The following is a 25,480-nucleotide window of genomic DNA, read 5'->3' as shown; positions in this document are numbered from 1 at the left end:
TGCGCTGGGCGCCGTGCGGCCTTAGAGAAAAGACAATATAAGCCGGACCACCGGCCGAGGAGAGGAAGCATGGCCCATTGGGGTAAGCGCCTGGTGATCACCGGCGCCGTCGTGTTCGTTGCCTGCGCCGGTGCCGTCGGTGCCGCCATGTACAGCGCCAATCAATTCCGCAGCGTCGAGGCGGCGGGCAATGTCGCCTGCGCGGCCGTGACCGGCGTCGTCGGCGCCGAGGACATCGTGGTCGACCTCGGCCGCAACCGCGCCTTCGTCTCGATCGACGACCGCCGCGCCGCCATGGCCGGCCGGCCGGTGCGCGGCCGGATCGCCATGATCGACCTTGCCGCGCCCAGTCTCGCGCCCGTCGACATCACCCCGGCCCAGCCCGAGACCTTCCACCCCCACGGCATCAGCCTGTGGACCGATCCGGCCACGGGCGAGCGCAGCCTCTTCGTCGTCAACCACATCCAGGGCGGCCTGAACGAGATCGGCATCAGCCGGGTCGAGATCTTCGGCATCGCCGAGGACGGCAGGCTGACCCCGCGCGGCGGCGTGATCGGGGCGGAGATGAATTCGCCGAACGATGTCCTCGCGGTCGGGCCCAACCAGTTCTACGCCAGCAACGACCACGGCTCGACCACCGGCCTCGGCATCTTGCTGGAGAATTACCTGCAATTGCCGCGCGCCACCGTCGTCTATTACGACGGCAAGGGCTTCACCCGGGTGGCCGACGGCATCCGCTTCGCCAACGGCCTGGGCCTGTCGCCGGACGGCCGGCAGTTCTATGTGGCCGAGACCACGGGCTTTGCCGTCCGCACCTATGACCGCAACCCGGACAGCGGCCGCCTGACCCTGCGCGCCTCGACCCCGGTCGACAACGGCGTCGACAATATCGACATGGCGCCGGACGGCAGCCTGTGGATCGCCGGCCATCCCCGCCTGCTCGACTTCGTCGCCCATGCCGGCGATGCGGCGAAACCCGCCCCGTCCGAAGTGGTGCGCCTGAGCCCGGGGCCGGGCGGCCTCGCCGTCGAAACCGTGATGACCGACCCGGGGCAGCTGATCTCCGCCGCCTCGGTCGCCGCCTATGCGGGACCGGGGCGGTTCCTGGTCGGCGCGGTCTTCGACGAGAAGCTCCTCGACTGCCGGGTGAAGTGACCGGTCACGGCGCCGGCGGGCTCTTCACCGTGACGAGCCGCGCCGCGTCGGCGGCCTTGGCGCCGTCGAACAGTACCAGAAGGCGCAAGCCCTGGCCGCCGTCCGCGAAGGGCAGCAGGGCCTCGGGCTTGGCCCATTTGGTGTCGCCGTCCTTCTTGAAGGTGAAGCCGGCGACCGGCCCCAGGAGGACGGGCTCGCCCGCCGGCCTCCAGGCATAGACTTGATAAATAATCGTCGGCCCCGATCGCCTGGCTGTCCGGGGGATCGGCCGAGGGGCCGGCGAGGATCAGGAACGCCCCCTTGTAAGCGACGATATCGCGGATGCCGCGCCCGCCGAGGTCGAGCCTGTGGGAGACGGGCTTGTCCGCCGCCCCGTCGAACACCGCCGCCAGGGTGGTCTCGAAGACGACCGCGCGTTTCCGCTCGCCGAGCACGGGGGCCCGCAGCCCGGCGTAAAGCGCGCCGTCTTGGACCGCCAGTCCCTCGATGGTCAGGCCGTTGGCATCGAGGCGCCCGTCGACGAAGGGTGCGATCTCCTTGTCCGCGCTCAGCAGCGGCCGCAGTCCGGTCGCGGGCGTCAATGGGACATCGGCTGCCGCGGCCTCGCCCTTGCCCTCGAACGCCGTCCCGCGCAGCGCGATCCGCTGGATGACGCTGACCGCCTCGATCGCGGCGCGGGCCTCGCCCTCCGGCGTCTCGCCCTTCTTGTCCCGCGGCCGACCGTGGGAGCCGAGGACATAGAAGGCATCGCCGGCGAAGGCCACCGCCTCGCCGTCGAATTCGAGGTAGCGGTCGCCGAATTTCCGCTCGGTCAGGCGGATCCGCTTGCCGAGGTCCAGCCGGTCCTCATGCAGCAAGGCGAATTGGGCGAATTGGGAATCGTCGTCGACGATCAGGCAGCGGCGCGGGAAACCCGCGGCCTCGGCACAGGCGATGCCGCTCAGGTCTTTCGCCCCCTTGATCTCGCCCTTCGGCTTGACCTCGCCGACCGATGCGCCCTTGACCGGAAAGGCATCGTCGGCCGCCGCCGGCACCGGCCCCGACAGGACGGCGGCAACCAGCACGGCGCCGCCCCAGGCACCACGACGAATACCCATGTCCCCCTCCTCTTTTCCCCGCCTTCGAGCATGACAACTTTAGGGAGCCTTCTCAATTTCAATTGAACTATTGAGGAATTTCATGGCCACAACTCCCTTCAAGGTGGATCGATATCGGGCCGCGCGAAGGGATAAGACGATGCCGATTGTAACGATCCGGTCGCCCCGGAACGGGCTGCTGTACATCAACAGTGTCTACAACGAGGTGGCCGACAAGCTGCCGGCGATCCTTGTGCTGCCGGTCGGCCCCATCTCTTCGAGACCGTGAACGGCGAGGGCGCGGTGCAGCGAATCGTCTTCGTCATGGTCAACGCCCGCTCGTTCCAGCCCTCCGACCTCGACGCCGAGGCCCGGCACGATGCCCAGGGCGCCAGGGTTTTTGCGACCGCAGAACAGCGGCTGGCCACCGTCGCCGCGGAATCGGTCTTCCTGTCGGTCGAACTGGATGCCATCGCGGACCGCGACTGCCGCCGCAAGATGCAGGGCATCCCGACCAGCTGGACCCTGACCGGCGCACAGGTCGACGCCACCCTGGCCATGGGCGAGGCGCTCTTCCTCGACAACCCGGCCCTGGCCGGACTGGCGGCGGCGACCGGGGCCGCAGCCGGCGGGCCGGCGGCCGGGGCCGTCGACCGGGTCTGCGCCGGCCTGCCCGAACATTGGTGAGGCCGCCACCGTTTCGCCCAAATTCGGCCCTTCGGCGGACAGAATGGGGCGGCATCTTCACCAGCGTTGGTCCTCAACACCAGGGCCCGACCGGATGTCAGGAAGACCCCCTAGCCCCCAGCCCCCTTCCTGCCGTTCGGTCGGGCCCGCCCCTGTCCGGGGCCCCCGCTTCCGGCCCACCGGACCACCCCCCGATTTCCCCCGAAATACCTGAAAAGCCGCGGTTTTCGCGGCAGTGCACAAGCGTTCCCGCTTGATCCCCCGCGCCTTGGCCCCTAGCTTGTCGCACCCTTCGGGACTCGGGCCCGGGGCGGGAGGCAGGACGGAAGATCGGATCGAGATGACAGCGGCAGCACCCATGATCGAAATCGTGGATCTGGTGAAACGCTTCGGGCCCTTCACGGCGGTCGACGGTGTCGGCTTTGCCGTGGGCCGGGGCGAGGTCCTCGGCTTCCTCGGCCCGAACGGCGCGGGCAAGTCGACGACGATGAAGATGGCCGCGGGCTTCCTGACCCCGACGCGCGGCCGCGTCTCGATCGCCGGCCATGACGTCGAACGCCGGCCGCTGGCCGCGAAAGAGGCGCTGGGCTACCTGCCCGAAGGGGCGCCGGCCTATGGCGACATGACGCCCCGGGGCTTCCTCGAATTCCTCGGCCGGGTGCGCAAGCTGCGGGGCGCCGACCTGCACCGCCGCCTCGCCCAGGTGGTCGACGAGATCCAGCTCGACGGCGTGCTGGACCAGCCGATCGAGACCCTGTCCAAGGGCTTCAAGCGACGCGTCGGCCTGGCCGGCGCCATCCTGCACGACCCGCCCTGCCTGATCCTGGACGAGCCGACCGACGGCCTGGACCCCAACCAGAAGCACGAGGTGCGGAACCTGATCCGGCGCATGGCGCCGGACAAGGCGATCGTCGTCTCGACCCATATCCTCGAAGAGGTCGAGGCGGTGTGCAGCCGGGCCGTGATCATCGACCGCGGCCGCGTCGTCGCCGACGGCACGCCCCAGGACCTGGTCGCCCGCGCGCCGGAACACAATGCGGTGCGCATCGGCCTTGCCAATGCGGTGCCCGACCTTGCCGCGCGCCTGGCCGACGTGGCCGGCGTCGCCCGCGTGGTGCTGCCCGAAGGCGGGCGGGCGGGCCGGGATTTCCTGGTGCTGCCGCGCGACCATGCCCCGATCCTCGAAGGGGTGGCGGCGCGCCTGCGCCAGACCGGCATCGCCATCGAAACCCTGACCGTCGACCATGGGCGTCTCGACGACGTCTTCCGCGCGCTGACCAGCAGCGACGCGCGGCGCAGCGCCCCCCAGCAGCCGGAGACCCGGGCATGAGCGCCACCATGACCATCGCGCGGCGCGAATTGGCGGGTTACTTCGCCACCCCGCTCGCCTATGTCTTCATCATCGTCTTCCTGTTCCTGACCGGCATCTTCACCTTCTATGTCGGCAATTTCTTCGACCGGGGCGAGGCCGACCTGGTGCCGTTCTTCTCGTTCCACCCCTGGCTTTACCTGTTCCTGATCCCCGCCATCGCCATGCGCCTCTGGGCGGAGGAGCGGAAAAGCGGCACGATCGAACTCCTGCTCACCCTGCCGGTGCCGCTGGCCGCCGCCATCATCGGCAAGTTCCTGGCCGCCTGGGCCTTCACCGGCATCGCGCTGGCCCTGACCGCGCCCATGTGGTTCACCGTCAACTACCTGGGCCGGCCCGACAACGGCGTGATCCTTGCCGGTTACATCGGCTCGTTCCTGATGGCCGGGGCCTATCTCGCGGTCGGCTCGTGCCTGTCGGCGGCGACGCGGAACCAGGTGGTCGCCTTCGTGCTGACGGTCGTCGTCCTGTTCCTGTTCACCGCCTCGGGCGCGCCCATGGTGCTCGACGCCTTCAGCGGCTGGGCGCCCCAGGCGATCATCGACACGATCGCCTCCTTCTCGTTCCTCACCCATTTCAACGGCATCGTCGCCGGCGTGATCGAGGCGAAGGACATCGTCTTCTTCGCCACGCTGATCATCGCCGCCCTCGGCGCCAATGCCGTCGTCATCGACATGAAGAAGGCGTCCTGAGATGGCGTCCCGCAACGTCCGTTTCGCCGGCGGCGCCGCCCTGGCGCTGATCGCCGCCCTGTTCCTCGCCGTGAACCTGATCGCCCAGGTCGGCTTCCCGGGCTGGCGCCTGGACCTGACCGAGAACCGGCTCTACACCCTGTCGGCAGGCACCGAAGCCATCCTCGACAAGCTGGACGAGCCGGTCACGCTACGCCTCTATCACTCGGCGGCGCTGTCCAACCAGTTCCCGGCGATCAAGACTTTCGCCACCCGGGTGACCGAGCTTCTGGACAGTTTCCGCCGCGCCGGCCACGGCAATATCCGGATCGAGATCATCGATCCCATCCCCTATACGACCGCCGAGGACGAGGCGGTCGCCGCCGGCATCAACGGCAACGACACGCCGTCCGGCGAAGCCTTCTACTTCGGCCTGGTCGGCACCGGGCCGATCGGCGGGCGGGAAGTGATGCCCGTGATCACGCCCGACCGGGAGAATTTCCTCGAATACGACCTCGCCAAGATGGTGGTCGCCCTGACCGCGGAAAAGAAGCCGGTGCTCGCCGTCATTTCCGCCCTGCCGCTCGACGTCGGCTTCGGCGGGCCGATGGCGGCGCTGCGCGGCCAGTCCCATCCCTTCGCGGTCTACAGCCAATTGGCCGATCTCTACGACGTCCGCATGATGTCGCCCGATTTCGTCGAGATCGGCGCCCATATCGACATGCTGCTGATCGCCCATCCGCCCAAGCTGACGCCGCAGCAGCTCTATGCCGTCGACCAGTTCATGATGGCCGGCGGCAAGGCGGTGGTCCTGGTCGATCCGAATGCCGAGGTCGCGGCCCAGGGCCCGCCCCAGGGCGGCCCGCCGCAGATGGCGTCCAGCCTCGATCCGCTGCTGGCCGGCTGGGGGGTGAAGATCGATCCCCAGCAGGTGATCGGCGATGCCGAGATGGCGACCAAGGTCACCGTGCCCGGCAGCCGCCGCCCGCTCGACTACCTCGTCTGGCTGCGCGCCGGGCGCGAGCGGATGAATGCGACCGATATCGTCACCGCCAGCCTGTCGGAAGTCCTGTTCGCGACCCCCGGCCACATCCAGAAGCTGGAGGGCGCCGCCACGAACGTGGAGCCGCTGGTCACCACCTCGGTCCGGGCCGGCGTCTTCGATCCGATGACGGTGCGCACCACCGGCAATCCGGAAGACCTCGCCCGCCTGTTCAAGCCGGAGGACAAGAGCTTCGTGCTGGCGGCCCGGATCACCGGCACCGCCGCCTCCGCCTTCCCCGAGGGCGCGCCCAAGACCGAGGGCACCCAGGCCCCGAACCCGACCGCCGCCGGGGCGACGCCGGCCTTCGGCGCCGCCGAGCGGGCACCCCTGAAACAATCGGCAGCGCCGATCAATGTCGTGCTGATCGCCGATGCGGACGTGATCGACGACCGCCTGTGGGTCCAGGAAAACGGCCAGGGCGCAAGCCGCACCGTGGTGCCGCTGGCCGACAACGGCAATTTCATCGTCAATGCGGTCGAGAACCTGTCCGGTTCCGGCGACCTCATCGCCATCCGCGGCCGCGCCCCGGCCAGCCGGCCCTTCGCCGTCATCAACGACCTGAAGCGGGCGGCGGAACAGAAGTTCATGGCCCGCAGCCAGGAACTGAGGGCGAAGCTGGAAGCGACCGAGGCCCGCATCGCGGAACTGCGCCAATCCCGCCCGACCGGTGCTAACGGCGCCATCGTCTCGGTCGAGACGGAAAAGGCACTGGCCGACGCCAGGGCCGAGGTGGCGGCGACGCGGCGCGAATTGCGCGACGTCCAGCGCAACCTCGAGGTCGATATCAACAATCTCCAGGCCCGGCTGCGCTTCATCAACATCGGCCTGGTGCCGCTGGCCGTCGCCGCCGCCGCCTTCCTGCTCTCGCTCGTCCGGCTGCGCCGCCGCCGGCTGCGGCGGGGCGTGAACTAGGAGCCTGATCCCCATGCGCCGCTCCACCCTGGCCATCCTGCTCGGCCTCACCATCGTTCTCGGCCTCGCCGGGGCGTGGCTGGTCGTCGAACGGGTTCGCACCACCGCCGCCGACCTCTCGGGCCGGCCCCTGCTGCCCGACCTGAAGGCCCGCCTGAACGATGTCGCCACCATCACCCTGACCGGCGCCGAGGGCAGCTTCACCCTGCAGCGCGACGCGGGCGAGCGCTGGATATTGCCCGAGCGGGGCGGCTATCCGGTCGATTTCGGCCGGGTCCAGCGCCTCCTCGTCGCCCTGGCCGACATGAAGGCGATCGAGCCGAAGACGGCGAAGCCCGAGCGCTACCGCTTTCTCGACGTCGAGGATATCGCCCCCGGCACCCGCGGGTTGCGCCTGACCGTGAAGGACGGGGCCGGGGTCATCCGCGCCGATCTCATCGTGGGCCGGCCGAGCGAGGTGATGGGCGCCACCAAGGTGCCGCGCCAATTCGTCCGCCTGGTGGGCGAGGCCTCCTCGTGGGAGGCGGAGGCGGACCTCCGCCTGGAACGCCAGGCCGCCGTCTGGCTGGACCGCGAATTGCTGGTCATCGCCCCCGACCGCTTCCGGCGCGCCACCGTCACCCGGGACGGCCAGACCGTCCGCATCACGCGCCCGAAGGCGAGCGACAGCTTCACCGTCGAAGGCATCGACCCGGCCGCCGCCAGCCCGAAGAGCGGGCGCATCGGGGCGCTCGCCGTCGCCGCCACCTATCTGACCCTGGACGATGTCCGCAAGGCGGCGGAAGACCCGGGCAAGCCGCTGGCCACCGTGGTCTATGAAACCTTCGACGGCCTGGTCCTGACCCTGGACCTGACCTCGATCGACGGCCAGGGCTGGGCCACCATCGCCGCCCGCTTCGATCCCGAAGCGGGTGCCGCGGCCAAGGACGCCGGCGCCCCCGCCGGCCCGGACGGCCAGCCCCTGCTGAAGGATGCCGAGACGGTGAAGGCCGAGGCGGGCGCCATCACCGCCCGCACCGCGGGCTGGCGCTACCGGATCGACGGCACCCGGGTGATCGACCTGACGCCCGAGGCCAAGGACCTGTCGGAGCCGAAGCCCGCCCCCGCGGCCTCCACCCCGCCGGGCGCGACACCGGTGCCCGCGCTCCCGGCCCTGCCGGAGATGCCCCAGCCGCCCGCGCAATAGGGCGAGAGGGGGCCCCTTCGCCCTTGAAGGGCGGGGGGGCTTTCCTATATCGAACGCGGATCACGGCATTGAACCGAGGCACAGAGCAAATGACGGCTGAAAGCATCGAAACCCGCGGCTTCGAAGCGGAGGTGGCGCGCCTCCTGCACCTGATGGTGCATTCGGTCTATTCGGAGAAGGAAATCTTCCTCCGCGAACTGATTTCCAACGCTTCCGACGCCTGCGACAAGCTGCGCTACGCCGCCCTGACCGAGCCGGCCTTGACCGCCGACGACCCCAATTTCCGGGTCGAAATCTCGCTCGCCAAGGACGCCCGCACCCTGACCATCGCCGACAACGGCATCGGCATGTCGAAGGACGAGCTGATCGCCAATCTCGGCACCATCGCCCGTTCCGGCACCTCCGCCTTCGTCGAGCAACTGTCGGGCGACGCCGCCAGCGACGTCAGCCTGATCGGCCGTTTCGGCGTCGGCTTCTATTCCGTCTTCATGGTCGCCGAAGCGGTCGAGGTGGTGTCGCGCCGGGCCGGCAGCGACGAAGCCTGGTCGTGGGAATCGGACGGCGCCGGCACCTACCGCCTGAAGCCGGCGACGCGGGCCGGGCGCGGCACCACGGTCACCCTGCGGCTGCGCGAGGGCGAGGATGAATTCCTCGACGCCTGGCGCCTGAAGCGGATCGTGAAGACCTATTCCGACCATATCGCCCTGCCCGTGATCCTGAAGGCGGAGGCCGACGAGGCGCAGACGGATGGGGAGCAGAAGGAAGACGAGACGCTGAACAGCGCCTCCGCCCTCTGGACCCGGCCGAAATCGGAAATCACGGCCGAGCAATATGCGGAATTCTACCGCCACGCCGGCCATGCGGCGGACGAGCCCTGGGCCACCATCCATTGGAAGGCCGAGGGCACGATCGAATATACCGGGCTTCTGTTCATTCCCGGCACCCGCCCCTTCGACCTGTTCGATCCCAAGCGCGAAAGCCGGCTGAAACTCTATGTCCGCCGGGTCTTCATCACCGACAGCTGCGAGGCGCTGCTGCCCGGCTATCTGCGCTTCGTGAAGGGCATCGTCGATTCCGCCGACCTGCCCCTCAACATCTCGCGCGAGATGCTGCAGGAAAGCCCGCTGACCGCGAAGATCCGCTCGGGCCTGGTGAAGAAGATCCTGTCGGAACTGGAGAAGCGCGCCGGCGACGACGGCTTCAAGACCTTCTGGGATGCCTTCGGCCCGGTCCTGAAGGAAGGGCTGTACGAGGATTTCGAGCGCCGGGAACAGATCCTGAAGCTCGCCCGCTTCAAGACCACCAAGTCGGGCGACGAGACCGTCACCCTGGCGGAATACGCCGCCCGCATGCGCCCGAACCAGACCGCGCTCTATTTCATCACCGGCGATGCCGCCACCGTCGCCCGCTCGCCGCAGCTCGAAGCCTTCAAGGCCCGGGACATCGAAGTGCTGCTGCTGTCCGACCCGATCGACGATTTCTGGACCGGCACCGGCCTCGACTGGGAGGGCAAGCCCTTCCAGTCCGTGACCCGGGGCGACATCGACCTCAGCCAGATCCCGGCGGCCGAGGACGAGCGCAAGGGCGAGGATGCGCCGGAAGGCGCCATCGCCAGCCTGATCGCCGCGGCCAAGCTGGCCCTGGGCGAAGCGGTGAAGGATGTCCGCGTCTCCAAGCGCCTGACCGACAGCCCGGTCTGCCTCGTCGCCGCTGCCGGCGACATGGACATGCATCTCGCCCGCCTGATGCGCGCCGCCCGCGGCCGGGATGCCGCCCCGGACGAGGCCCGCATCCTCGAGATCAACCCGCGCCATCCGCTGGTCAAGGCGCTGGCCGCCCGGGCCGAGGGCGACGGCGCGGTCGATGCGCTGGACGATGCCGCCCATCTCCTGCTCGATCAGGCCCGCATCGTCGAAGGCGAAGCCCCGTCCGACCCCGCCGCCTTCGCCCGGCGCCTGTCCGAGGTCATGGTGCGCGCGGTGGCGTGACCGCGCGCTCGGGCCCCTGCCCTGCCGGGCGGGGGCTCTATCGCCCGTTTTCCTTGGGTTTTCCGGCTGCGCGGACCTCGAGGGCGCTCAACTGCGTCGGCACCAGGCGCTCGGAGAAACCGGCCAGGACCGACCAGATCATCAGCTTGAAGAAATCGACCGTGGGCAGCCCGACCGTCTGCCCGCTGTCCAGCGCGACGAATTTCCACAGGTTCGCCATCGTCGCCTCGGGGAAGATGCCGCCGCCCAGCAGGCCGCTGCCGATCAGCCAATAGAGCACGAGGGCGCCGATCGCCCCGGTGGTCGCCCGCGAGACGAGGCGCGAGGGCGCGAAATCGAGCTGGATGGTGTAGTAGTCCAAAGTGCGCAGGCGCGACTGAAAATCGATCAGCCGCGAGAAATAAGCCCCGATGATCCCGGCGAAGACGACGAAGAAGGGGTGGAACCTGGCCACGCGCTCGGCGTCGTTCCAGCAAAGCAGCACGCCGATGCCGAAGAAAATGACGATGATGACCGCCATCCCCGAATTGTTCAGGTGATTGGCGGCCGCCTTCCGGGTCGCCCGGTCCAGGCGGCGGCGCTCGTAATGCAGGTGCAGGTCCTGGACCAGCCGCAGCAGCAGGGCCCGCCGCTCCGCCGCCGCGGCCGGGGCGAAGGCCGCCTGCAGGGGCACGACGGCCGGCAGCGGCGGGATCAGGGCCTGCGCCTCGGCGCCGCGGCGGATGAATTCGGCGTTGACGTCTTCCGGCGGCAGCAGCGCGGTCAGCCTCAATTCCGCCTCGTTGAGCTTGACCCAGCTGCCTGCCGAGCTTTCCGCCTCCAGCAGCGCCCTGATCTTCGCCTGCTCCGGCGTGTCGGCCGCATCGGGCGGTTTCAGCCGGTCGAGGAGGACGAGCAGGTTCTTCTTGTAGTCCTGCCACAGCACCAGGGGCGCCCCTTGTCCCCTGAGCGTCTTGTCCCCTTGCTCCCCCGCTCGATCGTCCGCCATGTCGAGTTCCTCAGTCGTTGAGAACCGTCAGATTCCAGTGGCCGCCGTTGACCCAGCCGGTGCCCATGGCGATCGTACCCTTGCGGTTCAGCACGACATGGCGCCGCTTGGGATCCGACAGGCCGCTGCGCAGATAGGACAGGCAGAGCAGTTCGAGCTGGTCCGCGCTTGCCTTGTTGCGCCATTCGAGCCCGCCGTTCTGGGTCAGCAGGTCGAAGAACCAGCAGAACAGGCGCTTGCTCACCGGCGTGGCGCCGCCATCCTTGTGCCATTGCTCGGCCTGGGCCAGGGCGCGGCTGGCGATCACCTGGAAGCGCTTGTCCTGTTCGGCCCTCATCGCCGGGAGATCGAGCAGGGCCCGCAGTTCCGCCCTGGGCTTGGCCTGGAGCTTGATCCCCTTCTGCCAGCCCCGCACGATCGTGAAGCCCGCCTTTACAGTGCCGGTGCAGGCCTGCCACAGCTGCGCGCCGAAGTCGGGCATGGCGCCCTGGACCTTGGCCTTGCCGACGGCGACCACCATGGGCCGGAGACTGCCGGAACCTAGAACATGTTCGGAATGACGGTCATTCCGAACATGCTCTATCGCTTTGATTTTACGCATCTTCGGACGGCGAACCGGTTTCCACTTCGCCTGAAGATGTTCTAAGTTCCATTGCAGGGCACCGCAGGAGATGCCCATCCCGTCGAAATCCCCGGCCACGCCCAGGTAGGGATCGCCCGTGGTTTCGAAACCCGGCGTCGCCGCAACAGCCGCCTTGTACCAGTCCGCAGCAACGCCCGGCATTTCCCGCTCCGATCGGCGATCTTAGGAATGCACTCTTAAGTTATTTTATCACTGTAGGTTTTCTTATCAAGGGAATTACCTAGCCGGGAACAATCTTATGTCCGGCAGCAATACCCGTATTCCCGTCGTTGCCGGCAAAACAAAACCCCGCCGGAAATCCGGCGGGGTTCTCAAGACGCTGACGGCGGCCCGAAGGCCGCCGTCCGTCATACTGCCATCGAGTTCGGCTTAGAACGCCGAGGTGTCGATCGGGGTCAGGTTCTTGACGATCTCGCGCTGCTGGGCCAGGCGTTCCGGCGAGAGCAGGATCAGGCCCTTGTTCTCGAGGTAGCCGCTGGCGGCGATCGAACGGTCCGAGAAGTACTCGTTCAGGAATTCGACGATGCCCGGGATTTCGCCGATCTGATACTTCTTCACGTAGATGTACAGTTCGCGCGACACCGGATACTTGCCCGACTGGACGTTCTCATAGGTCGGGGCATTGCCGTTCACCGTGGCGCCCTGGATCTTGTCGGTGTTTTCCTCGAGGTAGGAATAACCGAAGATGCCGAGAGCGTTCGGGTTGGCGACCAGCTTCTGAACGATCAGGTTGTCGTTCTCGCCGGCTTCGACGAAGGCGCCGTCTTCACGGATCTTCTGGCAATCCTTGCCGGCGATCAGGCCCTTGTTCTCGGCGATCTTGGCGCAGCCGTGGTCCATGACCAGTTCGTTGAAGGCGTCGCGGGTGCCCGAGGTCGGGGGCGGGCCCAGGACTTCGATCTTCTCGGCCGGGAGCTTCGGATCGATGTCGCTCCAGGACTTGTAGGGATTGTCGACGACGGCGCCGTTGACGACGACCTTGGCCGACAGGGCCTTCCAGATCTGCTCGATGGTCAGGGCGAAGGTCGGGGCCTTCTTCGAGTTGGCGAGCACGATGCCGTCATAGCCGACGGTCAGCTCGATGATGTCCTGGATGCCGTTGCTCTGGCAGGCGTCGATTTCCGAGCGCTTGATCCGACGCGAGGCATTGGCGATATCGGCATAGTTCGCGCCGACGCCGGCGCAGAACAGCTTCAGGCCGCCGCCGGTGCCGGTCGATTCGACGATCGGCGCCTTGAAGGTGCCGGCCTTGCCGAAGGTCTCGGCAACAGCGGTGGTGAACGGGAAGACGGTCGACGAGCCGACGATGCGGATCTGGTCGCGGGCTTCGGCGGCGCCGGCCAGGCCGGTGGCCATCAGGGCCGCGGCGGCGAAGCCGAGGAGAGCGGATTTCACGGTCATTGCAGGGGGTCCCCGGGTTTGAATTCCGGCCGGGACCTTACGCCGCCTCCGCGACCACTTCGTGACGCTTGAGTTTCAATTCCGTGACGATGCCGCCGGCAGATAGACGGTGAACGTCGTGCCCTGGCCGACGATCGAATCGATGGTCAGCGCCCCCTGGTGGCGGTTGACGATATGCTTGACGATGGCGAGGCCGAGCCCGGTGCCGCCGAGATCGCGGCTGCGCGCCGCATCGACGCGGTAGAAGCGTTCGGTCAGGCGCGGCAGGTGTTCGCGCGGGATGCCCGGCCCCTCGTCGGTCACGGCGATGGCGACCGGCTGGGCCTTGCCGGGCCAGCCCGCCCGCGCCGGGACATGGGCGATGACATGGGCCTGCACCCGCACCGTGCCGCCGATGCGGCCGTATTTGATCGCATTGTCGATCAGGTTGGTGAAGACCTGTTCCAGCTCGCCCTCGTCGCCCACCACCTGGGGCAGGTCGTCGGGCAGGATCACTTCGACCGCCGCCTTCTTGTCCTGGGCGCGGAAGTCCAGGGCCTTCACCACCCGGGCGATCAGCCGGCCGAGGCCGACCGGGTCCGCCGGCGGCGTGTGCTCGGTCAATTCCACCCTCGACAGCGACAGCAGGTCGCCGACCAGCCGGGTCATGCGCGCCACCTGTTCGGCCATGGTCCTGAGGAAGCGCTCGCGCGCCGCCGCATCGTCCCGCGCCGGGCCCAGCAGGGTTTCGATATAGCCGCCGAGCGCCGCCAGCGGCGTGCGGATCTCGTGGCTGGCGTTGGCGACGAAATCGGCGCGCATCCGCTCCACCCGCTTCGACTGGGTGAGGTCGCGGAACACCAGGGCGGCGACGATGCCGTCGCTGGACGGCCGCTCCAGGCTGGCGATCCGGCAGGTGAGTTCGCGGGCGACCGGCACCGGCAGGGACATTTCGATCTCGACGCTCGCCTCGTCGCCGGAGAGAACTTCGTCGACCGCTTCCAGGATCTCGGGGTGGCGCACCATGGCGGGCAGCGGCCGGCCGACCGGCTCGTCGCCGAAGATCGCCCGGGCGGCCCGGTTGGCCAGCCGGACCCCGAGGTCGCGGTCGATCAGAATCAGAGGATCGGGCAGGAGGTCGAGGACGGCGCGGTGGCTCCGGTCGCTTTCGCGCTGGCGGCCGCCGAGGGCGGCCAGGGCCTGTTCCAGTTCCTCCACCCGCTCGGCCGCGACCGTATCCTCGACCAGGGTCGAGGTCAGGCTGGCATCGTGGAGCGCCCGGTCGCGCCGCATCAGCAGGGCGACCAGCATGATGGCCGGAACCAGGGCGACCGCGCCCGCGACCGCCCCCTGGAGGCTGAGATGGCGCGAGACCGCCAGCAGGGCCAGGATGGCGAGGCCCGGCAGCGCCATCTTGGCCGTGGCGACGACAAGGGGAGTACGCAACAGCCTCATCATCGCCGGCCCCGGGGATCGCGCGGTCAGCGCGCCATATAGGCGGTCAGCGCCGCCAGGTTGACGAGGTCGGAAACCGCGGTGCCCAGGGGCACGATCTGGACCGGCTTCGCCATGCCGACCAGCAGCGGCCCGATCACCGTGGCACCGCCCAGTTCCTTCATCAGCTTCGCCGCCGTGATCGAGGTCGAGAGCGAGGGCATGATCAGCACATTCGCCGGCTCGGTCAGGCGCGAGAAGGGATAGAGGCTCATGAGCTGGCGGTTGAGGGCGACATCGACCATCATTTCGCCGTCATATTCGAAATCGGTCTCCTGCGCGTCGAGGAGGGCGACCGCATCGCGCACGATGCTGGACGAGGTCCGCGGCCGGTTGCCGAAATTCGAATAGGACAGGAAGGCGACCCGCGGCTCGTGCCCCAGGCGGCGCACCACGTCTGCCGACTGGCGGGCGATGTCGGCCAGGGCTTCCGGCGTCGGCTGCTCCTCGACCGCGGTATCGGCCATATAGATGGTGCGGCCCTTGGACAGCACGACCGACAGGCCGAAGACCCGGCGCCCGGGCACCGGATCGATGACCCGGCGGACATCCTCGAGCGAGGAGGCATAGGAGCGGGTAAGGCCGGTGACCATGGCGTCCGCATCGCCGTTCGCCACCATGCAGGCGGCGAAGATGTTGCGGTCGTTGTTCACCAGGCGCTGGCAGTCGCGGTAGAGCAGGCCGCGGCGCTGCTGCCGGCCATAGAGGAAGTCGCTGTAGCGCGTGTTGTGGGTCGAGTTCCGCGCATTATGGATTTCGAGGTCGGTCTCGGCATCCAGCCCCATGTCCTCGATCGTCTTGCGGATGCGGTCCTCGCGGCCGACCAGCACCGCCGTGCCATAGCCCGAATTGCGGAAGGCGAGGGCGGCGCGGATGGTCTTTTCCTCCTCGCCCTCGGCGAAGACGACGCGCTTCGGCAGCACCCGCACTTCGTCGAAGACGCGCTGGAACAGCGAGACCGAGGGATCGAGGCGGGCGTTCAGCTCGTGGCGGTAGGCCTGCATGTCGATGATCGGCCGGCGCGCCACGCCCGTGTCCATCGCCGCCTTGGCGACGGCGGGCGAGACATGGCCGATCAGGCGCGGGTCGAAAGGCACCGGGATGATGTACTTCGGGCCGTACTGCGGCCGGCTGCCGGCATAGGCCGCCGCCACCTCGTCCGGCACGTCCTCGCGGGCGAGGTCGGCCAGGGCGCGGGCGGCCGCCAGCTTCATCTCGTCGTTGATGGTGCGGGCGCGGACGTCGAGCGCGCCGCGGAAGATATAGGGAAAGCCGAGGACATTGTTCACCTGGTTCGGATAGTCCGAGCGGCCGGTGGCGACGATCGCATCGGCGCGGACCGCCTCGACCTCTTCCGGGGTGATTTCCGGGTCCGGGTTGGCCATGGCGAAGATGATCGGCTGCGCCGCCATATTGGCGACCATGGCCCGGGTCACCGCGCCCTTGACCGACAGGCCGAGGAAGACGTCGGCCCCATGCATCGCCTCTTCCAGGGTGCGGCGGTCGGTGGCGACGGCATGGGCCGACTTCCACTGGTTCATGCCCTCGGTGCGGCCCTTGTAGATGACGCCCTTCGAATCGCACAGCATGGCGTTCTCATGCGGCAGGCCCAGCGCCTTGATCAGCTCGATGCAGGCGATGGACGCCGCGCCGGCGCCGTTCACCACCACCCGGATATCCTTGATCGACTTGCCGGTGAGGTCGAGGGCGTTGATCAGGCCGGCGGCGGCGATGATCGCGGTGCCGTGCTGGTCGTCGTGGAACACCGGAATGTCCATGAGCTCGCGCAGCCGGCTTTCGATCACGAAGCATTCGGGCGCCTTGATGTCTTCGAGATTGATGCCGCCGAAGCTGGGCCCGAGGTAGCGCACGGCATTGATGAAGGCGTCCACGTCCTCGGTATCGACTTCGAGGTCGATCGAATCGACGTCGGCGAAACGCTTGAACAGGACCGACTTGCCCTCCATCACCGGCTTCGAGGCGAGCGCGCCCAGGTTGCCGAGGCCGAGAATCGCCGTGCCGTTCGAGATGACGGCGACCAGATTGCCCTTGGTCGTATAATCGTAGGCGGTCGAGGGATCCTCGGCGATCGCCTTGACGGGAATGGCCACACCGGGGGAATAGGCAAGGCTGAGGTCACGCTGGGTCGCCATCGGCTTGGTCGCCACGATCTCCAGCTTGCCCGGCCGGCCCTGCGCGTGAAACAGCAGGGCTTCCTGATCCGAGACAACGGTGCGCTTGGTGCTCATTTTTCTTCCAATCGGGCGCATCCGCGCCCGGCTCCCACGTCAAGAAAAGCTCCCGGCCAGATGCCGGAGGGTGCGGACTATCCTACCCTTTTCATTTGTTGTCCAGAGGACCATAAAAACTTTTCATTTCTTCTCAATGACGGCGTAACCCCCACCATAGGGCGCCGCCCGCCAGCAGGCCCCAGAAGGCGGCGCCGATCCCGCCGAAGGAGAGGCCCGACGCCGTCACCAGGAAGGTGACGAGGGCGGCCTCGCGTTCCGCCGGCACCGCCAGGGCCGCATTCAGCGCATTGCCGAAGGCGCCGATCAGGGCGAGCCCGGCCACCGCCTGGATCAGCACCGGGGGCGCCGCCGCCGCCAGGGCCGCCGCCAGGGTGGCGACGGCGCCGATGGCGACATAGCCGGCGCCGCCGATCACCGCCGCCAGCCAGCGCCGCCCCGGGTCCGCCGCCGCGTCCGGCCCGGCGCAGAGCGCCGCCGTGATCGCGGCCAGATTGACCGCATGGCCGCCGAAAGGGGCGGCCAGGGCCGAGACGACGCCGGTGGCGACGAACAGCGGCCCCGGGGCCGGCCGGTAGCCGTTGGTCTGAAGCACGGCAAGGCCGGGCACATTCTGCGACGCCATGGTGACCAGAAACAGCGGCAGGCCGACCCCAACCATGGTCTGGGGGTCGAAGACCGGCATCACCGCTTCGAGATGGGGGGCGAGGTCGCGGCCGGCGGGCAGCGCCGCCAGGGCGCCGCCGTCGAGGACCAGGACCGCGACGGTGACCGCGAGCGCGACCGGCACCGCCCACAGCCGGTTCAGCCGCATCGTCACCGCCCAGGCAAGGACGACGGGCAGGGCCTGCAGCGGCAGCAGGCCGACCGCCTTGAAGGGCGCAAGGCAAAGGCCGAGCAGCACCCCCGCCAGCATGGCGCCGGCCAGCGTCGCCGGGATCGCCGCCACCAGCCGCCCGAACGGCCGCCACAGCCCGGCCACCACGACCAGCAGGGCGGCGACGAGAAAGGCGCCCACGGCGGCGGCGAAACCGCCCGCCGGCGCGGCGGTCGCGGCCAGCAGGGCGGCCCCCGGCGTCGACCAGGCGATCGAGACCGGCATCTTCAGGCGCAGGCTGAGCACGACGCCCAGCCCGCCCATGGCCAGGCACAGGACCAGCAGGCCCGAGGCCGCCTGCCCCGGCGTCGCCCCCATGGCGCGCAGGCCCTCGAGCACCACGGCGAAGGACGAGGCGAAGCCGACCACCGCCGCCATCACCCCCGCCGTCGCCGGCCGGATCCATTCGGGTCGTTGCGCCTGTTCCATCACCCACCTCCGCCATGCCCGGCCATCCCGTCTGCCTTAACAAGCCCGTCTGCCTTAACAAGATTGGATCCAATCGACAATCATCTTGAGCGCATGGCCGCCCCATGGTTTCCTGCCGCCATGGATCTTGCCGCCCTGATCGCGCGCGACCGCCCGCGCTTCCGCACCGCCACCGCCTTTGTCGAGGCGGTGCTGCGCGAGGCGATCCTGAGCGGCCGCCTGCCCGGCGGCGCGGCGCTGCGCCAGGAAGAACTGGCCGCCGCCTTCGAGGTTTCGCGCATGCCGGTGCGCGAGGCCCTGCGCCAGCTGGAAGCCCAGGCCCTGGTCGATTTCGCCCCCCACAAGGGCGCGGTGGTCACCGATATCTCGGCGGCGGACGCGGCCGACAATTACGCCATCCGGGCGGCGCTGGAGCCGGCAGCGCTCCGCCTTTCCATCCCGCATCTGACGGCCGACGATCTCGCCCGCGCCGAAGCCCTGCTCGCGGAGATGGACGGCGAGGACGACATCGCCCGCCTGGGCGACCTGAACCGCCGCTTCCACCTGACGCTCTCTGCCCGCGCCGGCCGGCACCGCCTGCTGGCCCTGGTCGAACAGCACCTGGCCGCCGCCGACCGCTACCTGCGCTTCCATTTCACGGCGCTCGGCCGCGACCACATGGCCCGGGACGAGCACGCCGCCCTGCTGGCCGCCGCCCGCGACCGCGACCCGGATACCGCCGCCCGCATCGCCGCCACCCATGTCGAAACCGCCGCCCGCAACATCGAAGCCTTCTTCGCAAGGCGTTAGTTGACCGCCAGCGCCGCGGCCACGCGGGTCAGCTTGTCCGGGTTGCGGGTGATGTAGATGGCGGCGATGCGGCCGTCCTCGATCTCGAAGGCGATGGTCTGGAGGATGCCGTCCTGCGCGCGGATGATGAAGCCGGGCAGCCCGTCGATGCGCACCGGGCGGACGATGGCCGCCGCCTGCGCCCCGTATTTCCGCCGCAGGCCGGCATAGAGGCGGGCGACCCGCTCCGCCCCCGCAATCGGGTTGAGGAAGGCGATGACCTTGCCGCCGCCGTCGGAGCGCAGCACCACGGTTTCCGCGAGCAGGCCGCGCAGGCCCGCGACATCGCCCTGCGCCGCCGCCGCCAGGAAGGCTTGGGCGAGCTTCGCGCCCTCCTCGGCCGAGACGGCATAGCGGGGCCGCGCCTCGCGGACATGGCGCCGGGCGCGGGAGGCGAGCTGGCGCACCGCCGGCGGTTCCCGCCCGAGGGTGGCCGCGACCTCGTCGAGGGGGACGTCGAAGACGTCGTGCAGCAGGAAGGCCGCCCGTTCGAGGGGCGACAGCCGTTCCAGCGCCAGCATCAGGGTCAGGGTCAGGTCGTCCGCATCGGCCGCCGGTTCCGCCGGCTCGACGGCGGGTTCCGGCAGCCAGACGCCGGGATAGGTCTCGCGCCGGACCCGGGCCGATTTCATCACGTCGAGGCAGAGCCGGGTCACCGTCCGGGTCAGGAAGGCGGCGGGCGAGGCTACCGTGCCGGCCTCGACCCCGCGCCAGCGCAGCCAGGCGTCCTGCACCACATCCTCGGCCTCGGCATGGGCGCCGAGCATGCGGTAGGCAAGGCGCAGCAGCCGGGGCCGCTCCGCCTCGAACAGCAGGACGCCCCCATCAGGCGGCATGGGCCGCCTCGGCCGGATGGGCGGCGCGGAAGGCGACCGACAACCGGTTCCAGAGGTTGATCGCGCCGATGGCCAATGTCAGCTGCACCTGTTCCGCCTCGGTGAATTGGGCCGCAAGCGCACTATAATCCGCATCCGGGGCGCCGGTCCCGGCCACCAGGGTCACCGCCTCGGTCCAGGCCAGCGCGGCCCGTTCGCGCGGGCTGTAGAGGCTCGATTCCCGCCAGGCGTTCAGCATGTAGAGGCGCATCTCGGTCTCGCCCCGGGCCCGGGCGTCGGTCGCATGCATATGGATGCAGAAGGCGCAGCCGTTGATCTGCGAGGCGCGCAGCTTCACCAGTTCGAGGAGCCCGTGGTCGAGCCCGCCGGCCCTGAGGCTGGCCTCGACCGCCATCATGGCCTTCAGGCCGTCGGCCATGGACTTATAGGGATTGGCGATACGGGGTGTGGTCATCGTCGGCTCCTGTTCGGGGGTCGGTGACAAGACGAGGCGGCGGGCCCCGGCGTGACATGCCCGCCCGGAAAATCGAGGGCTGCAATGCACCGCCCCTGCCCCTAAAGTGCCGGCCATGCCGGACAATCCCCAAGCCCTCGAATCGGAAATCTCGGACGCCCCGGATCTCGCCGGGGCGACGCCGATGATGACGCAATACCTGAGCATCAAGGCGGCCCATCCCGGCTGCCTGCTGTTCTACCGCATGGGCGATTTCTACGAGATGTTCTTCGAGGACGCGGAGACCGCCGCCGCCGCCCTCGACATCACCCTGACCAAGCGGGGCAAGCACCAGGGCGAGGATATCGCCATGTGCGGCGTGCCGGTCCATGCCGCCGACGCCTATCTCTCGCGCCTGATCCGCAAGGGCTTCAAGGTCGCGATCTGCGAACAGGCGGAAGACCCGGCCGAGGCGAAGAAACGCGCCGGCAAGACCCTGGTCCGGCGCGAGGTGGTGCGCATCGTCACCCCCGGCACCCTGACCGAGGAAACCCTGCTCGACGCCCGCGCCAACAATCTCCTCGCCGCGCTCGGGGGCGCGGAGGGCAAGCTGGCCCTCGCCTTCGCCGACGTCTCGACCGGGCTGTTCGAGGTCGCGGCGCTCGACCCCGAGCAATTGGGCGCCGAACTGGCCCGCATCGCGCCGGGCGAACTGCTGGTCTCGGACCGGCGCCTGCAGGATCCCGCCCTGCTCGCCCTCGACGGTCTCTATGACGACCGCCTCACTCCCCTGCCGGCGGCGCGCTTCGATTCGGGCACCGCCGAACGCCGCCTGCGCGAGATTTTCGGCGTCGGCACGCTCGACGGTTTCGGCGCCTTCTCCCGGGCCGAACTGTCGGCGCTGGGCGCCCTGCTCGCCTATGTCGAACTGACCCAGAAGGGCCGCGTTGCCCGGCTGCGCCCGCCGCGCCGGGTCGCCCCCGGGTCGGCCATGGCGATCGACGCGGCGACCCGGCGCAGCCTGGAACTGATCCAGGGCCCCGACGGCGGCCGCGGCGGCAGCCTGCTCGCGGTCATGGACGAGACCGTGACCGGCGCCGGCGCCCGCCTGCTGCGGCAATGGCTGTCCTCGCCGCTGACCGGGGTCGGCGCGATCGAGGACCGGCTCGATGCGGTCGATCACCTGCTGCGCCAGGGCACCCTGCGCCAGGGCTTGCGGACCCTGCTGCGCCGCCTGCCCGATCTCGAACGGGCCCTGGCCCGGCTGGCGCTGGGCCGGGGCGGGCCGCGCGACCTGGCCGCCGTGGGCCAGGGCCTGGCCCTGCTGCCCGAGGTCGGCAGCCGCTTCCTGCACGCCGATCTCAGCCCGCCGCCGGCCGCCCTCGCCCGCGCCCTGGAGCGGCTGGGCGAGCACGGCCATCTGGCCGCGCGCCTGAGCGGGGCGATCGTGGCCGAGCCGCCGGCGCTGGCCCGCGACGGCGGCTTCGTCGCCCCCGAATGGTCCCCCGCCCTCGACGAGGAACGCCGCCTGCGCGACGAGGGGCGCCGGCTGGTCGCCGCCCTGGAGGCCCGGCTGCGGGCCGAGACCGGGATCGGCGCCCTGAAGGTCCGGCACAATAATGTCCTCGGCTATCACATCGAGGTAACGCCGCTGCACGCCGACAAGCTGGCGGCGGAGGACCGTTTCATCCACCGCCAGACCCTGGCCGGGGCCGTGCGCTTCACCACGGTCGAACTCAGCGATCTGGCCGACCGCATCGCCCGCGCCGGCGACCGCGCCACCGCCATGGAGGTGGAGATTTTCGACGGCCTCGTCGCCGAGGTCCTGGCCACCGCCGCGACCATCGCCGAGGCCGCCCTGGGCCTGGCCGAGATCGACGTCGCCGCCGGCCTTGCCGAGCTTGCGGAAAAGCGCCGCTATACCCGCCCCCGCATCGAGGACAGCGCCGCCTTCCACATCGAGGGCGGCCGCCACCCGGTGGTCGAGGCCGGCTTCGGCCTGGGCAGGGAGGGCGATTTCGTCGCCAACGACTGCGATCTCGGCCCCGGCAGCCGGCTGTGGCTGCTGACCGGGCCGAACATGGCCGGCAAGTCCACCTTCCTGCGCCAGAACGCCCTGATCGCGGTGATGGCCCAGGCCGGCAGCTTCGTGCCCGCCGCCGGCGCCACCATCGGCACCATCGACCGCCTGTTCAGCCGGGTGGGCGCGGCGGACGACCTGGCGCGCGGCCGTTCCACCTTCATGGTCGAAATGGTCGAGGCGGCGGCGATCCTGAACCAGGCGACGGCGCGCAGCCTCGTCATTCTCGACGAACTGGGCCGCGGCACCGCGACCTATGACGGCCTGTCCATCGCCTGGGCCGCGATCGAGCACCTGCACGACGTGAACAGGACCCGCGCCCTCTTCGCCACCCATTACCACGAATTGACCGTGCTGGCCGAACGGCTGGCGGAGGTTGCCGCCCATACGGTGAAGGTGAGGGAATGGAAGGGCGAGGTCGTCTTCCTGCATGAAGTGGTGCGCGGCACCGCCGACCGTTCCTACGGCATCCAGGTGGCGAAACTGGCCGGCCTGCCCGGCGCCGTGATCGCCCGGGCCGAGGACGTGCTGCACCGCCTCGAATCCGGCCGGGCCGGCAGCGCCGGCGGCCGGGCCGACATGGCGGCCCTGGCCGACGACCTGCCCCTGTTCGCCGCCCTTGCCGCCCGCCCGGCCCCGAAGGCGCCGCCCGCCGATCCCGCGGCGGCGGCCCTGGCGGAAGCGCTGCGCGCCCTCGCCCCCGACGACCTGTCCCCGCGCGAGGCGCTGGATGCGCTCTATCGCCTGAAGGCGCTGCTGACCTGACGCAACCCAGACCTCCGCCCGGCGGCATTGCCCGCCCCGCGCTTTGCCGCCATTTTTGACCGGACGAGACGGGCGATGGAGATGGCGGTGAGCGGTCTGCGGCTTCTGGTGGTCGAGGGCAATGTGGCGGCGGCGCGCGAACGGGCGATCGCTTCCGGCGGGACGGCGGCGGGCCTGTCCTATGCCGACCTGCTGCGCCGGCTGGCGCCGGACGCCACGGTCGACATCTGCTATCCCGCCGATCCGGGCAGCAACCTGCCGGGTGTCGCCGATCTCGCCGCCTATGACGGCGTCGCCATCACCGGCTCGGCCCTGAACATCTATGACGGCGGCCCGGCGATCGAGCCCCAGGTGGCGCTGGTCCGCGATGCATTCCAGGCCGGCACGCCCATGTTCGGCTCGTGCTGGGGCTTGCAGGTGGCGACGGTCGCCGCCGGCGGCACCGTGCGCGCCAACCCCAAGGGCCGCGAGATCGGCATCGCCCGGCGCATCGTGCCGACCGCGGCCGGCCGCGACCACCCCCTGCTGGCCGGCCGCCCCGCCGCCTATGACGCCATCTGCGTCCATCTCGACGAGGTGGAGACGATGCCGGCGGGCATGACCGTCCTCGCCGGCAATGCGGTCAGCGATGTCCAGGCGGCCGAGATCCGCCACGGCAACGGCGTGTTCTGGGGCGTTCAATATCACCCCGAATATACATTCCGCGAGATCGCGGCGGTCATGCGCCGCTATGGCCCGGTCATGGTGACCGGCGGCTTCGTTCACGACGCGGCGGAATTGCAGGCGGTGATCGCCCAATACGACGCCCTGGACGCCGCCCCGGGCGACACCGCGCTCGCCTGGCGCCTGGGCGTCGACGGCGAAGTGCTCGACCCCGCCGCCCGCAACCGCGAGATCGGCAATTGGCTGGCGCATCTGGTGCGCCCGGCCAGGGCGGTTTCCGGTAAAGCGGAAACCGCCCTATTTAAAAACCCTTGAGGGGGGCGCGGGCCTGAACCCTGGAACCATTCCGGGAAGCATTGTTTCCATGCAGGAAATCGATTGCCCGCATGCCGGAAGCCCGCCTTCCGCCGGCCGGGAAAAGCCGGCTATGATGACGAAGGGTGCAGGCTGACAGGGGTTTCCGGTTGATGAGCAGGTCGGATGTCGTCGTTCTCGGCGCCGGTATCGTCGGGGTTTCGGTCGCGCTGCATCTCCAGGCACGGGGGCGTTCCGTCACCCTGCTCGACCGCCGCGGCCCGGGAGAGGAAACCTCCTACGGCAATGCCGGCCTGATCGAGCGCGCCAGCGTCGTGCCCTATTCCTTCCCGCGCGACCTGCTCGTGCTGGCCCGCTATGCCCTGAACCACAATATCGACGCCCGCTACGATCCGCTGTTCGCGCCGAAGGTGGCGCCCTGGCTGATCCGCTTCTGGTACAATTCGGCCCCCGCCCGCCTGAAGCGGATCTCGGCCGAACTCCTGCCCCTGATCCAGAACAGCCTGAGCGAGCACAAGGCCCTGATCGCCGAGGCCGGCCTCGGCCACCTGATCCACGAGATCGGCTGGATCGAAGTCTTCCGCAAGGAGGCGAGCCACCGCAAGGCGATCGCCGAGGCGGCGGACGTCTATGCCCCCCATGGCCTCCGCTACGACGTCCTGTCCGCCGAACAATTGAAGGCGCGCGAGCCCCATCTCGCCGATGTCGCGGTCGGCGGCATCCATTGGCTGGACCCGGCCTCGATCCGCGACCCGGGCGATCTCGTCAAGGGATACGCCGCGCTCTTCGTCGCGCGCGGCGGCCGCCTCGCCACCGGCGACGCCCGCAGCCTGGAAGCCGCCCCCGGCGGCTGGCGCTTCAAGACGGCGGACGGCATCGGCGAGGCGGACCAGGCGGTGATCGCCCTCGGCCCCTGGTCGGACGACGTCTTCCGCGACCTCGGCTATCGCTTCCCGCTGGCGGTGAAGCGCGGGTATCACCGGCATTACCGGCCGGCCGGCAATGCGGTGCTGAACCACACCCTGCTCGATGTCGACAAGGGTTTCCTGCTGGCGCCCATGGCCCATGCCCTGCGCCTGACCACCGGGGTCGAATTCGCCGACCGCGACGCGCCGCCCAGCCCCATCCAGCTGGAACGGGCGGAACCGGCGGCCAAGACCCTGTTCCCCCTGGGCGAACGGACCGAGGCCGAGCCCTGGCTGGGCCGGCGCCCCTGCATGCCCGACATGAAGCCGGTGATCGGCCAGGCCCCCCGCCACAAGAGCCTGTGGTTCGCCTTCGGCCACAACCACCACGGCCTGACCCTTGGCCCCGTCAGCGGCCGCCTGCTGGCGGAAATGATGACGGGCCAGACGCCCTTCATCGACCCGGCGCCCTATAGCCCCGCCCGCTTCTAAAAAAAAGGGGCGCC

21 protein-coding genes are annotated in these 25,480 nt (G+C 69.5%); 12 read left to right on the top strand and 9 right to left on the bottom strand.

Features of this window, described 5'->3' with window-relative positions; all coding sequences use genetic code 11:
• Positions 1 to 69: 69 nt before the first annotated feature.
• Positions 70 to 1,155, top strand: coding sequence for a strictosidine synthase family protein (locus DKG75_RS07250; protein WP_109920423.1), 1,086 nt, complete (start codon positions 70 to 72; stop codon positions 1,153 to 1,155).
• Here the strand turns inward: DKG75_RS07250 and DKG75_RS07245 are convergent.
• Positions 1,083 to 2,252 (bottom strand): DUF3616 domain-containing protein, encoded by a 1,170-nt coding sequence (locus tag DKG75_RS07245; protein WP_109920422.1) that lies wholly within the window; start codon positions 2,250 to 2,252, stop codon positions 1,083 to 1,085. The two genes, DKG75_RS07250 and DKG75_RS07245, sit on opposite strands and share 73 nt — an antisense overlap.
• Positions 2,253 to 2,391: 139 nt before the next feature.
• On the opposite strand from DKG75_RS07245, the gene DKG75_RS23730 reads away from it, so the two are divergent.
• The 7 genes from DKG75_RS23730 to htpG all read left to right on the top strand — a co-directional run bounded on the left by DKG75_RS23730 (position 2,392) and on the right by htpG (position 10,089).
• Positions 2,392 to 2,520 carry a hypothetical protein gene (locus DKG75_RS23730; protein WP_280523243.1) on the top strand — a complete coding sequence of 43 codons (129 nt, stop codon included), beginning with the start codon at positions 2,392 to 2,394 and terminating at the stop codon, positions 2,518 to 2,520.
• Positions 2,517 to 2,918, top strand: coding sequence for a hypothetical protein (locus DKG75_RS07235; protein ID WP_109920420.1), 402 nt, complete (start codon positions 2,517 to 2,519; stop codon positions 2,916 to 2,918). The genes DKG75_RS23730 and DKG75_RS07235 overlap by 4 nt, the downstream gene beginning before the upstream one ends.
• Before the next feature lie 358 nt (positions 2,919 to 3,276).
• A complete protein-coding gene (locus tag DKG75_RS07230) occupies positions 3,277 to 4,248 on the top strand; it encodes an ABC transporter ATP-binding protein (protein WP_109920419.1) in 972 nt (323 codons plus the stop codon).
• A complete protein-coding gene (locus DKG75_RS07225; RefSeq protein ID WP_109920418.1) occupies positions 4,245 to 4,979 on the top strand; it encodes an ABC transporter permease subunit in 735 nt (244 codons plus the stop codon). Before DKG75_RS07230 ends, DKG75_RS07225 begins: the two co-directional genes overlap by 4 nt.
• Position 4,980: 1 nt before the next feature.
• Positions 4,981 to 6,915 (top strand): Gldg family protein, encoded by a 1,935-nt coding sequence (locus DKG75_RS07220; RefSeq protein ID WP_109920417.1) that lies wholly within the window; start codon positions 4,981 to 4,983, stop codon positions 6,913 to 6,915.
• A 13-nt stretch (positions 6,916 to 6,928) separates the two neighbouring features.
• Positions 6,929 to 8,101, top strand: a complete 1,173-nt coding sequence (locus tag DKG75_RS07215; protein WP_109920416.1) for a DUF4340 domain-containing protein — start codon at positions 6,929 to 6,931, stop codon at positions 8,099 to 8,101.
• An 89-nt stretch (positions 8,102 to 8,190) separates the two neighbouring features.
• Positions 8,191 to 10,089, top strand: coding sequence for a molecular chaperone HtpG (gene htpG / locus DKG75_RS07210; RefSeq protein WP_109920415.1), 1,899 nt, complete (start codon positions 8,191 to 8,193; stop codon positions 10,087 to 10,089).
• A gap of 37 nt (positions 10,090 to 10,126) precedes the next feature.
• On the opposite strand, the gene DKG75_RS07205 is transcribed toward htpG, so the two are convergent.
• From DKG75_RS07205 to DKG75_RS07180, 6 genes are all read right to left on the bottom strand, one after another.
• The gene (locus DKG75_RS07205; RefSeq protein ID WP_133636923.1) at positions 10,127 to 11,077 is read right to left on the bottom strand and encodes a hypothetical protein; all 951 of its coding nucleotides are present in this window, start codon (positions 11,075 to 11,077) and stop codon (positions 10,127 to 10,129) included.
• 10 nt (positions 11,078 to 11,087) lie between these two features.
• Positions 11,088 to 11,597 carry a hypothetical protein gene (locus DKG75_RS07200; RefSeq protein ID WP_109920413.1) on the bottom strand — a complete coding sequence of 170 codons (510 nt, stop codon included), beginning with the start codon at positions 11,595 to 11,597 and terminating at the stop codon, positions 11,088 to 11,090.
• A 492-nt stretch (positions 11,598 to 12,089) separates the two neighbouring features.
• Entirely contained in the window at positions 12,090 to 13,121 is a 1,032-nt protein-coding gene (locus tag DKG75_RS07195; protein WP_109920412.1) for a PstS family phosphate ABC transporter substrate-binding protein, read from the bottom strand.
• A 75-nt stretch (positions 13,122 to 13,196) separates the two neighbouring features.
• A complete protein-coding gene (locus tag DKG75_RS07190; RefSeq protein WP_425086484.1) occupies positions 13,197 to 14,546 on the bottom strand; it encodes an ATP-binding protein in 1,350 nt (449 codons plus the stop codon).
• A gap of 35 nt (positions 14,547 to 14,581) precedes the next feature.
• On the bottom strand, positions 14,582 to 16,843 hold the full coding sequence (locus DKG75_RS07185) for an NADP-dependent malic enzyme (protein ID WP_109920411.1): 2,262 nt from the start codon (positions 16,841 to 16,843) through the stop codon (positions 14,582 to 14,584).
• A 133-nt stretch (positions 16,844 to 16,976) separates the two neighbouring features.
• Entirely contained in the window at positions 16,977 to 18,149 is a 1,173-nt protein-coding gene (locus DKG75_RS07180) for a benzoate/H(+) symporter BenE family transporter (RefSeq protein WP_109920410.1), read from the bottom strand.
• A 120-nt stretch (positions 18,150 to 18,269) separates the two neighbouring features.
• On the opposite strand from DKG75_RS07180, the gene DKG75_RS07175 reads away from it, so the two are divergent.
• Positions 18,270 to 18,938: a GntR family transcriptional regulator gene (locus DKG75_RS07175; RefSeq protein WP_109920409.1), complete on the top strand. Its 669-nt coding sequence runs from the start codon at positions 18,270 to 18,272 to the stop codon at positions 18,936 to 18,938.
• Here the strand turns inward: DKG75_RS07175 and DKG75_RS07170 are convergent.
• Positions 18,935 to 19,813 carry a sigma-70 family RNA polymerase sigma factor gene (locus DKG75_RS07170; protein ID WP_109920408.1) on the bottom strand — a complete coding sequence of 293 codons (879 nt, stop codon included), beginning with the start codon at positions 19,811 to 19,813 and terminating at the stop codon, positions 18,935 to 18,937. The two genes, DKG75_RS07175 and DKG75_RS07170, sit on opposite strands and share 4 nt — an antisense overlap.
• Complete coding sequence (locus tag DKG75_RS07165) at positions 19,803 to 20,267, bottom strand: carboxymuconolactone decarboxylase family protein (protein ID WP_109920407.1); 465 nt, start codon at positions 20,265 to 20,267, stop codon at positions 19,803 to 19,805. Before DKG75_RS07165 ends, DKG75_RS07170 begins: the two co-directional genes overlap by 11 nt.
• Before the next feature lie 115 nt (positions 20,268 to 20,382).
• On the opposite strand from DKG75_RS07165, the gene mutS reads away from it, so the two are divergent.
• The 3 genes from mutS (at position 20,383) to DKG75_RS07150 (ending at position 25,466) form a co-directional block, all read left to right on the top strand.
• On the top strand, positions 20,383 to 23,091 hold the full coding sequence (mutS, locus tag DKG75_RS07160; protein WP_109921053.1) for a DNA mismatch repair protein MutS: 2,709 nt from the start codon (positions 20,383 to 20,385) through the stop codon (positions 23,089 to 23,091).
• 87 nt (positions 23,092 to 23,178) lie between these two features.
• Complete coding sequence (locus tag DKG75_RS07155) at positions 23,179 to 24,069, top strand: type 1 glutamine amidotransferase (protein ID WP_243746519.1); 891 nt, start codon at positions 23,179 to 23,181, stop codon at positions 24,067 to 24,069.
• A gap of 152 nt (positions 24,070 to 24,221) precedes the next feature.
• Entirely contained in the window at positions 24,222 to 25,466 is a 1,245-nt protein-coding gene (locus DKG75_RS07150; RefSeq protein ID WP_109920406.1) for an NAD(P)/FAD-dependent oxidoreductase, read from the top strand.
• The last annotated feature ends 14 nt before the right edge of the window (positions 25,467 to 25,480 follow it).

The sequence above is a fragment of the Zavarzinia compransoris genome (genome assembly GCF_003173055.1).
Lineage (GTDB): Bacteria > Pseudomonadota > Alphaproteobacteria > Zavarziniales > Zavarziniaceae > Zavarzinia > Zavarzinia compransoris.
The sequence above is the reverse complement of the archived record's forward strand: the minus strand, read 5'-3'. Positions and strand labels throughout refer to the sequence as shown.

What these genes read in the sequence shown, in the direction of transcription:
- DKG75_RS07250 (WP_109920423.1), top strand. Translation starts at nt 70, where the DNA reads ATGGCCCATTGGGGTAAGCGCCTGGTGATCACCGGCGCCGTCGTGTTC.
- DKG75_RS07245 (WP_109920422.1), bottom strand. Translation starts at nt 2,252, where the DNA reads ATGGGTATTCGTCGTGGTGCCTGGGGCGGCGCCGTGCTGGTTGCCGCC.
- DKG75_RS23730 (WP_280523243.1), top strand. Translation starts at nt 2,392, where the DNA reads ATGCCGATTGTAACGATCCGGTCGCCCCGGAACGGGCTGCTGTACATC.
- DKG75_RS07230 (WP_109920419.1), top strand. Translation starts at nt 3,277, where the DNA reads ATGATCGAAATCGTGGATCTGGTGAAACGCTTCGGGCCCTTCACGGCG.
- DKG75_RS07225 (WP_109920418.1), top strand. Translation starts at nt 4,245, where the DNA reads ATGAGCGCCACCATGACCATCGCGCGGCGCGAATTGGCGGGTTACTTC.
- DKG75_RS07220 (WP_109920417.1), top strand. Translation starts at nt 4,981, where the DNA reads ATGGCGTCCCGCAACGTCCGTTTCGCCGGCGGCGCCGCCCTGGCGCTG.
- DKG75_RS07215 (WP_109920416.1), top strand. Translation starts at nt 6,929, where the DNA reads ATGCGCCGCTCCACCCTGGCCATCCTGCTCGGCCTCACCATCGTTCTC.
- htpG (WP_109920415.1), top strand. Translation starts at nt 8,191, where the DNA reads ATGACGGCTGAAAGCATCGAAACCCGCGGCTTCGAAGCGGAGGTGGCG.
- DKG75_RS07205 (WP_133636923.1), bottom strand. Translation starts at nt 11,077, where the DNA reads ATGGCGGACGATCGAGCGGGGGAGCAAGGGGACAAGACGCTCAGGGGA.
- DKG75_RS07200 (WP_109920413.1), bottom strand. Translation starts at nt 11,597, where the DNA reads ATGGTGGTCGCCGTCGGCAAGGCCAAGGTCCAGGGCGCCATGCCCGAC.
- DKG75_RS07195 (WP_109920412.1), bottom strand. Translation starts at nt 13,121, where the DNA reads ATGACCGTGAAATCCGCTCTCCTCGGCTTCGCCGCCGCGGCCCTGATG.
- DKG75_RS07185 (WP_109920411.1), bottom strand. Translation starts at nt 16,843, where the DNA reads ATGAGCACCAAGCGCACCGTTGTCTCGGATCAGGAAGCCCTGCTGTTT.
- DKG75_RS07180 (WP_109920410.1), bottom strand. Translation starts at nt 18,149, where the DNA reads ATGGAACAGGCGCAACGACCCGAATGGATCCGGCCGGCGACGGCGGGG.
- DKG75_RS07175 (WP_109920409.1), top strand. Translation starts at nt 18,270, where the DNA reads ATGGATCTTGCCGCCCTGATCGCGCGCGACCGCCCGCGCTTCCGCACC.
- DKG75_RS07170 (WP_109920408.1), bottom strand. Translation starts at nt 19,813, where the DNA reads ATGCCGCCTGATGGGGGCGTCCTGCTGTTCGAGGCGGAGCGGCCCCGG.
- DKG75_RS07165 (WP_109920407.1), bottom strand. Translation starts at nt 20,267, where the DNA reads ATGACCACACCCCGTATCGCCAATCCCTATAAGTCCATGGCCGACGGC.
- mutS (WP_109921053.1), top strand. Translation starts at nt 20,383, where the DNA reads ATGCCGGACAATCCCCAAGCCCTCGAATCGGAAATCTCGGACGCCCCG.
- DKG75_RS07150 (WP_109920406.1), top strand. Translation starts at nt 24,222, where the DNA reads ATGAGCAGGTCGGATGTCGTCGTTCTCGGCGCCGGTATCGTCGGGGTT.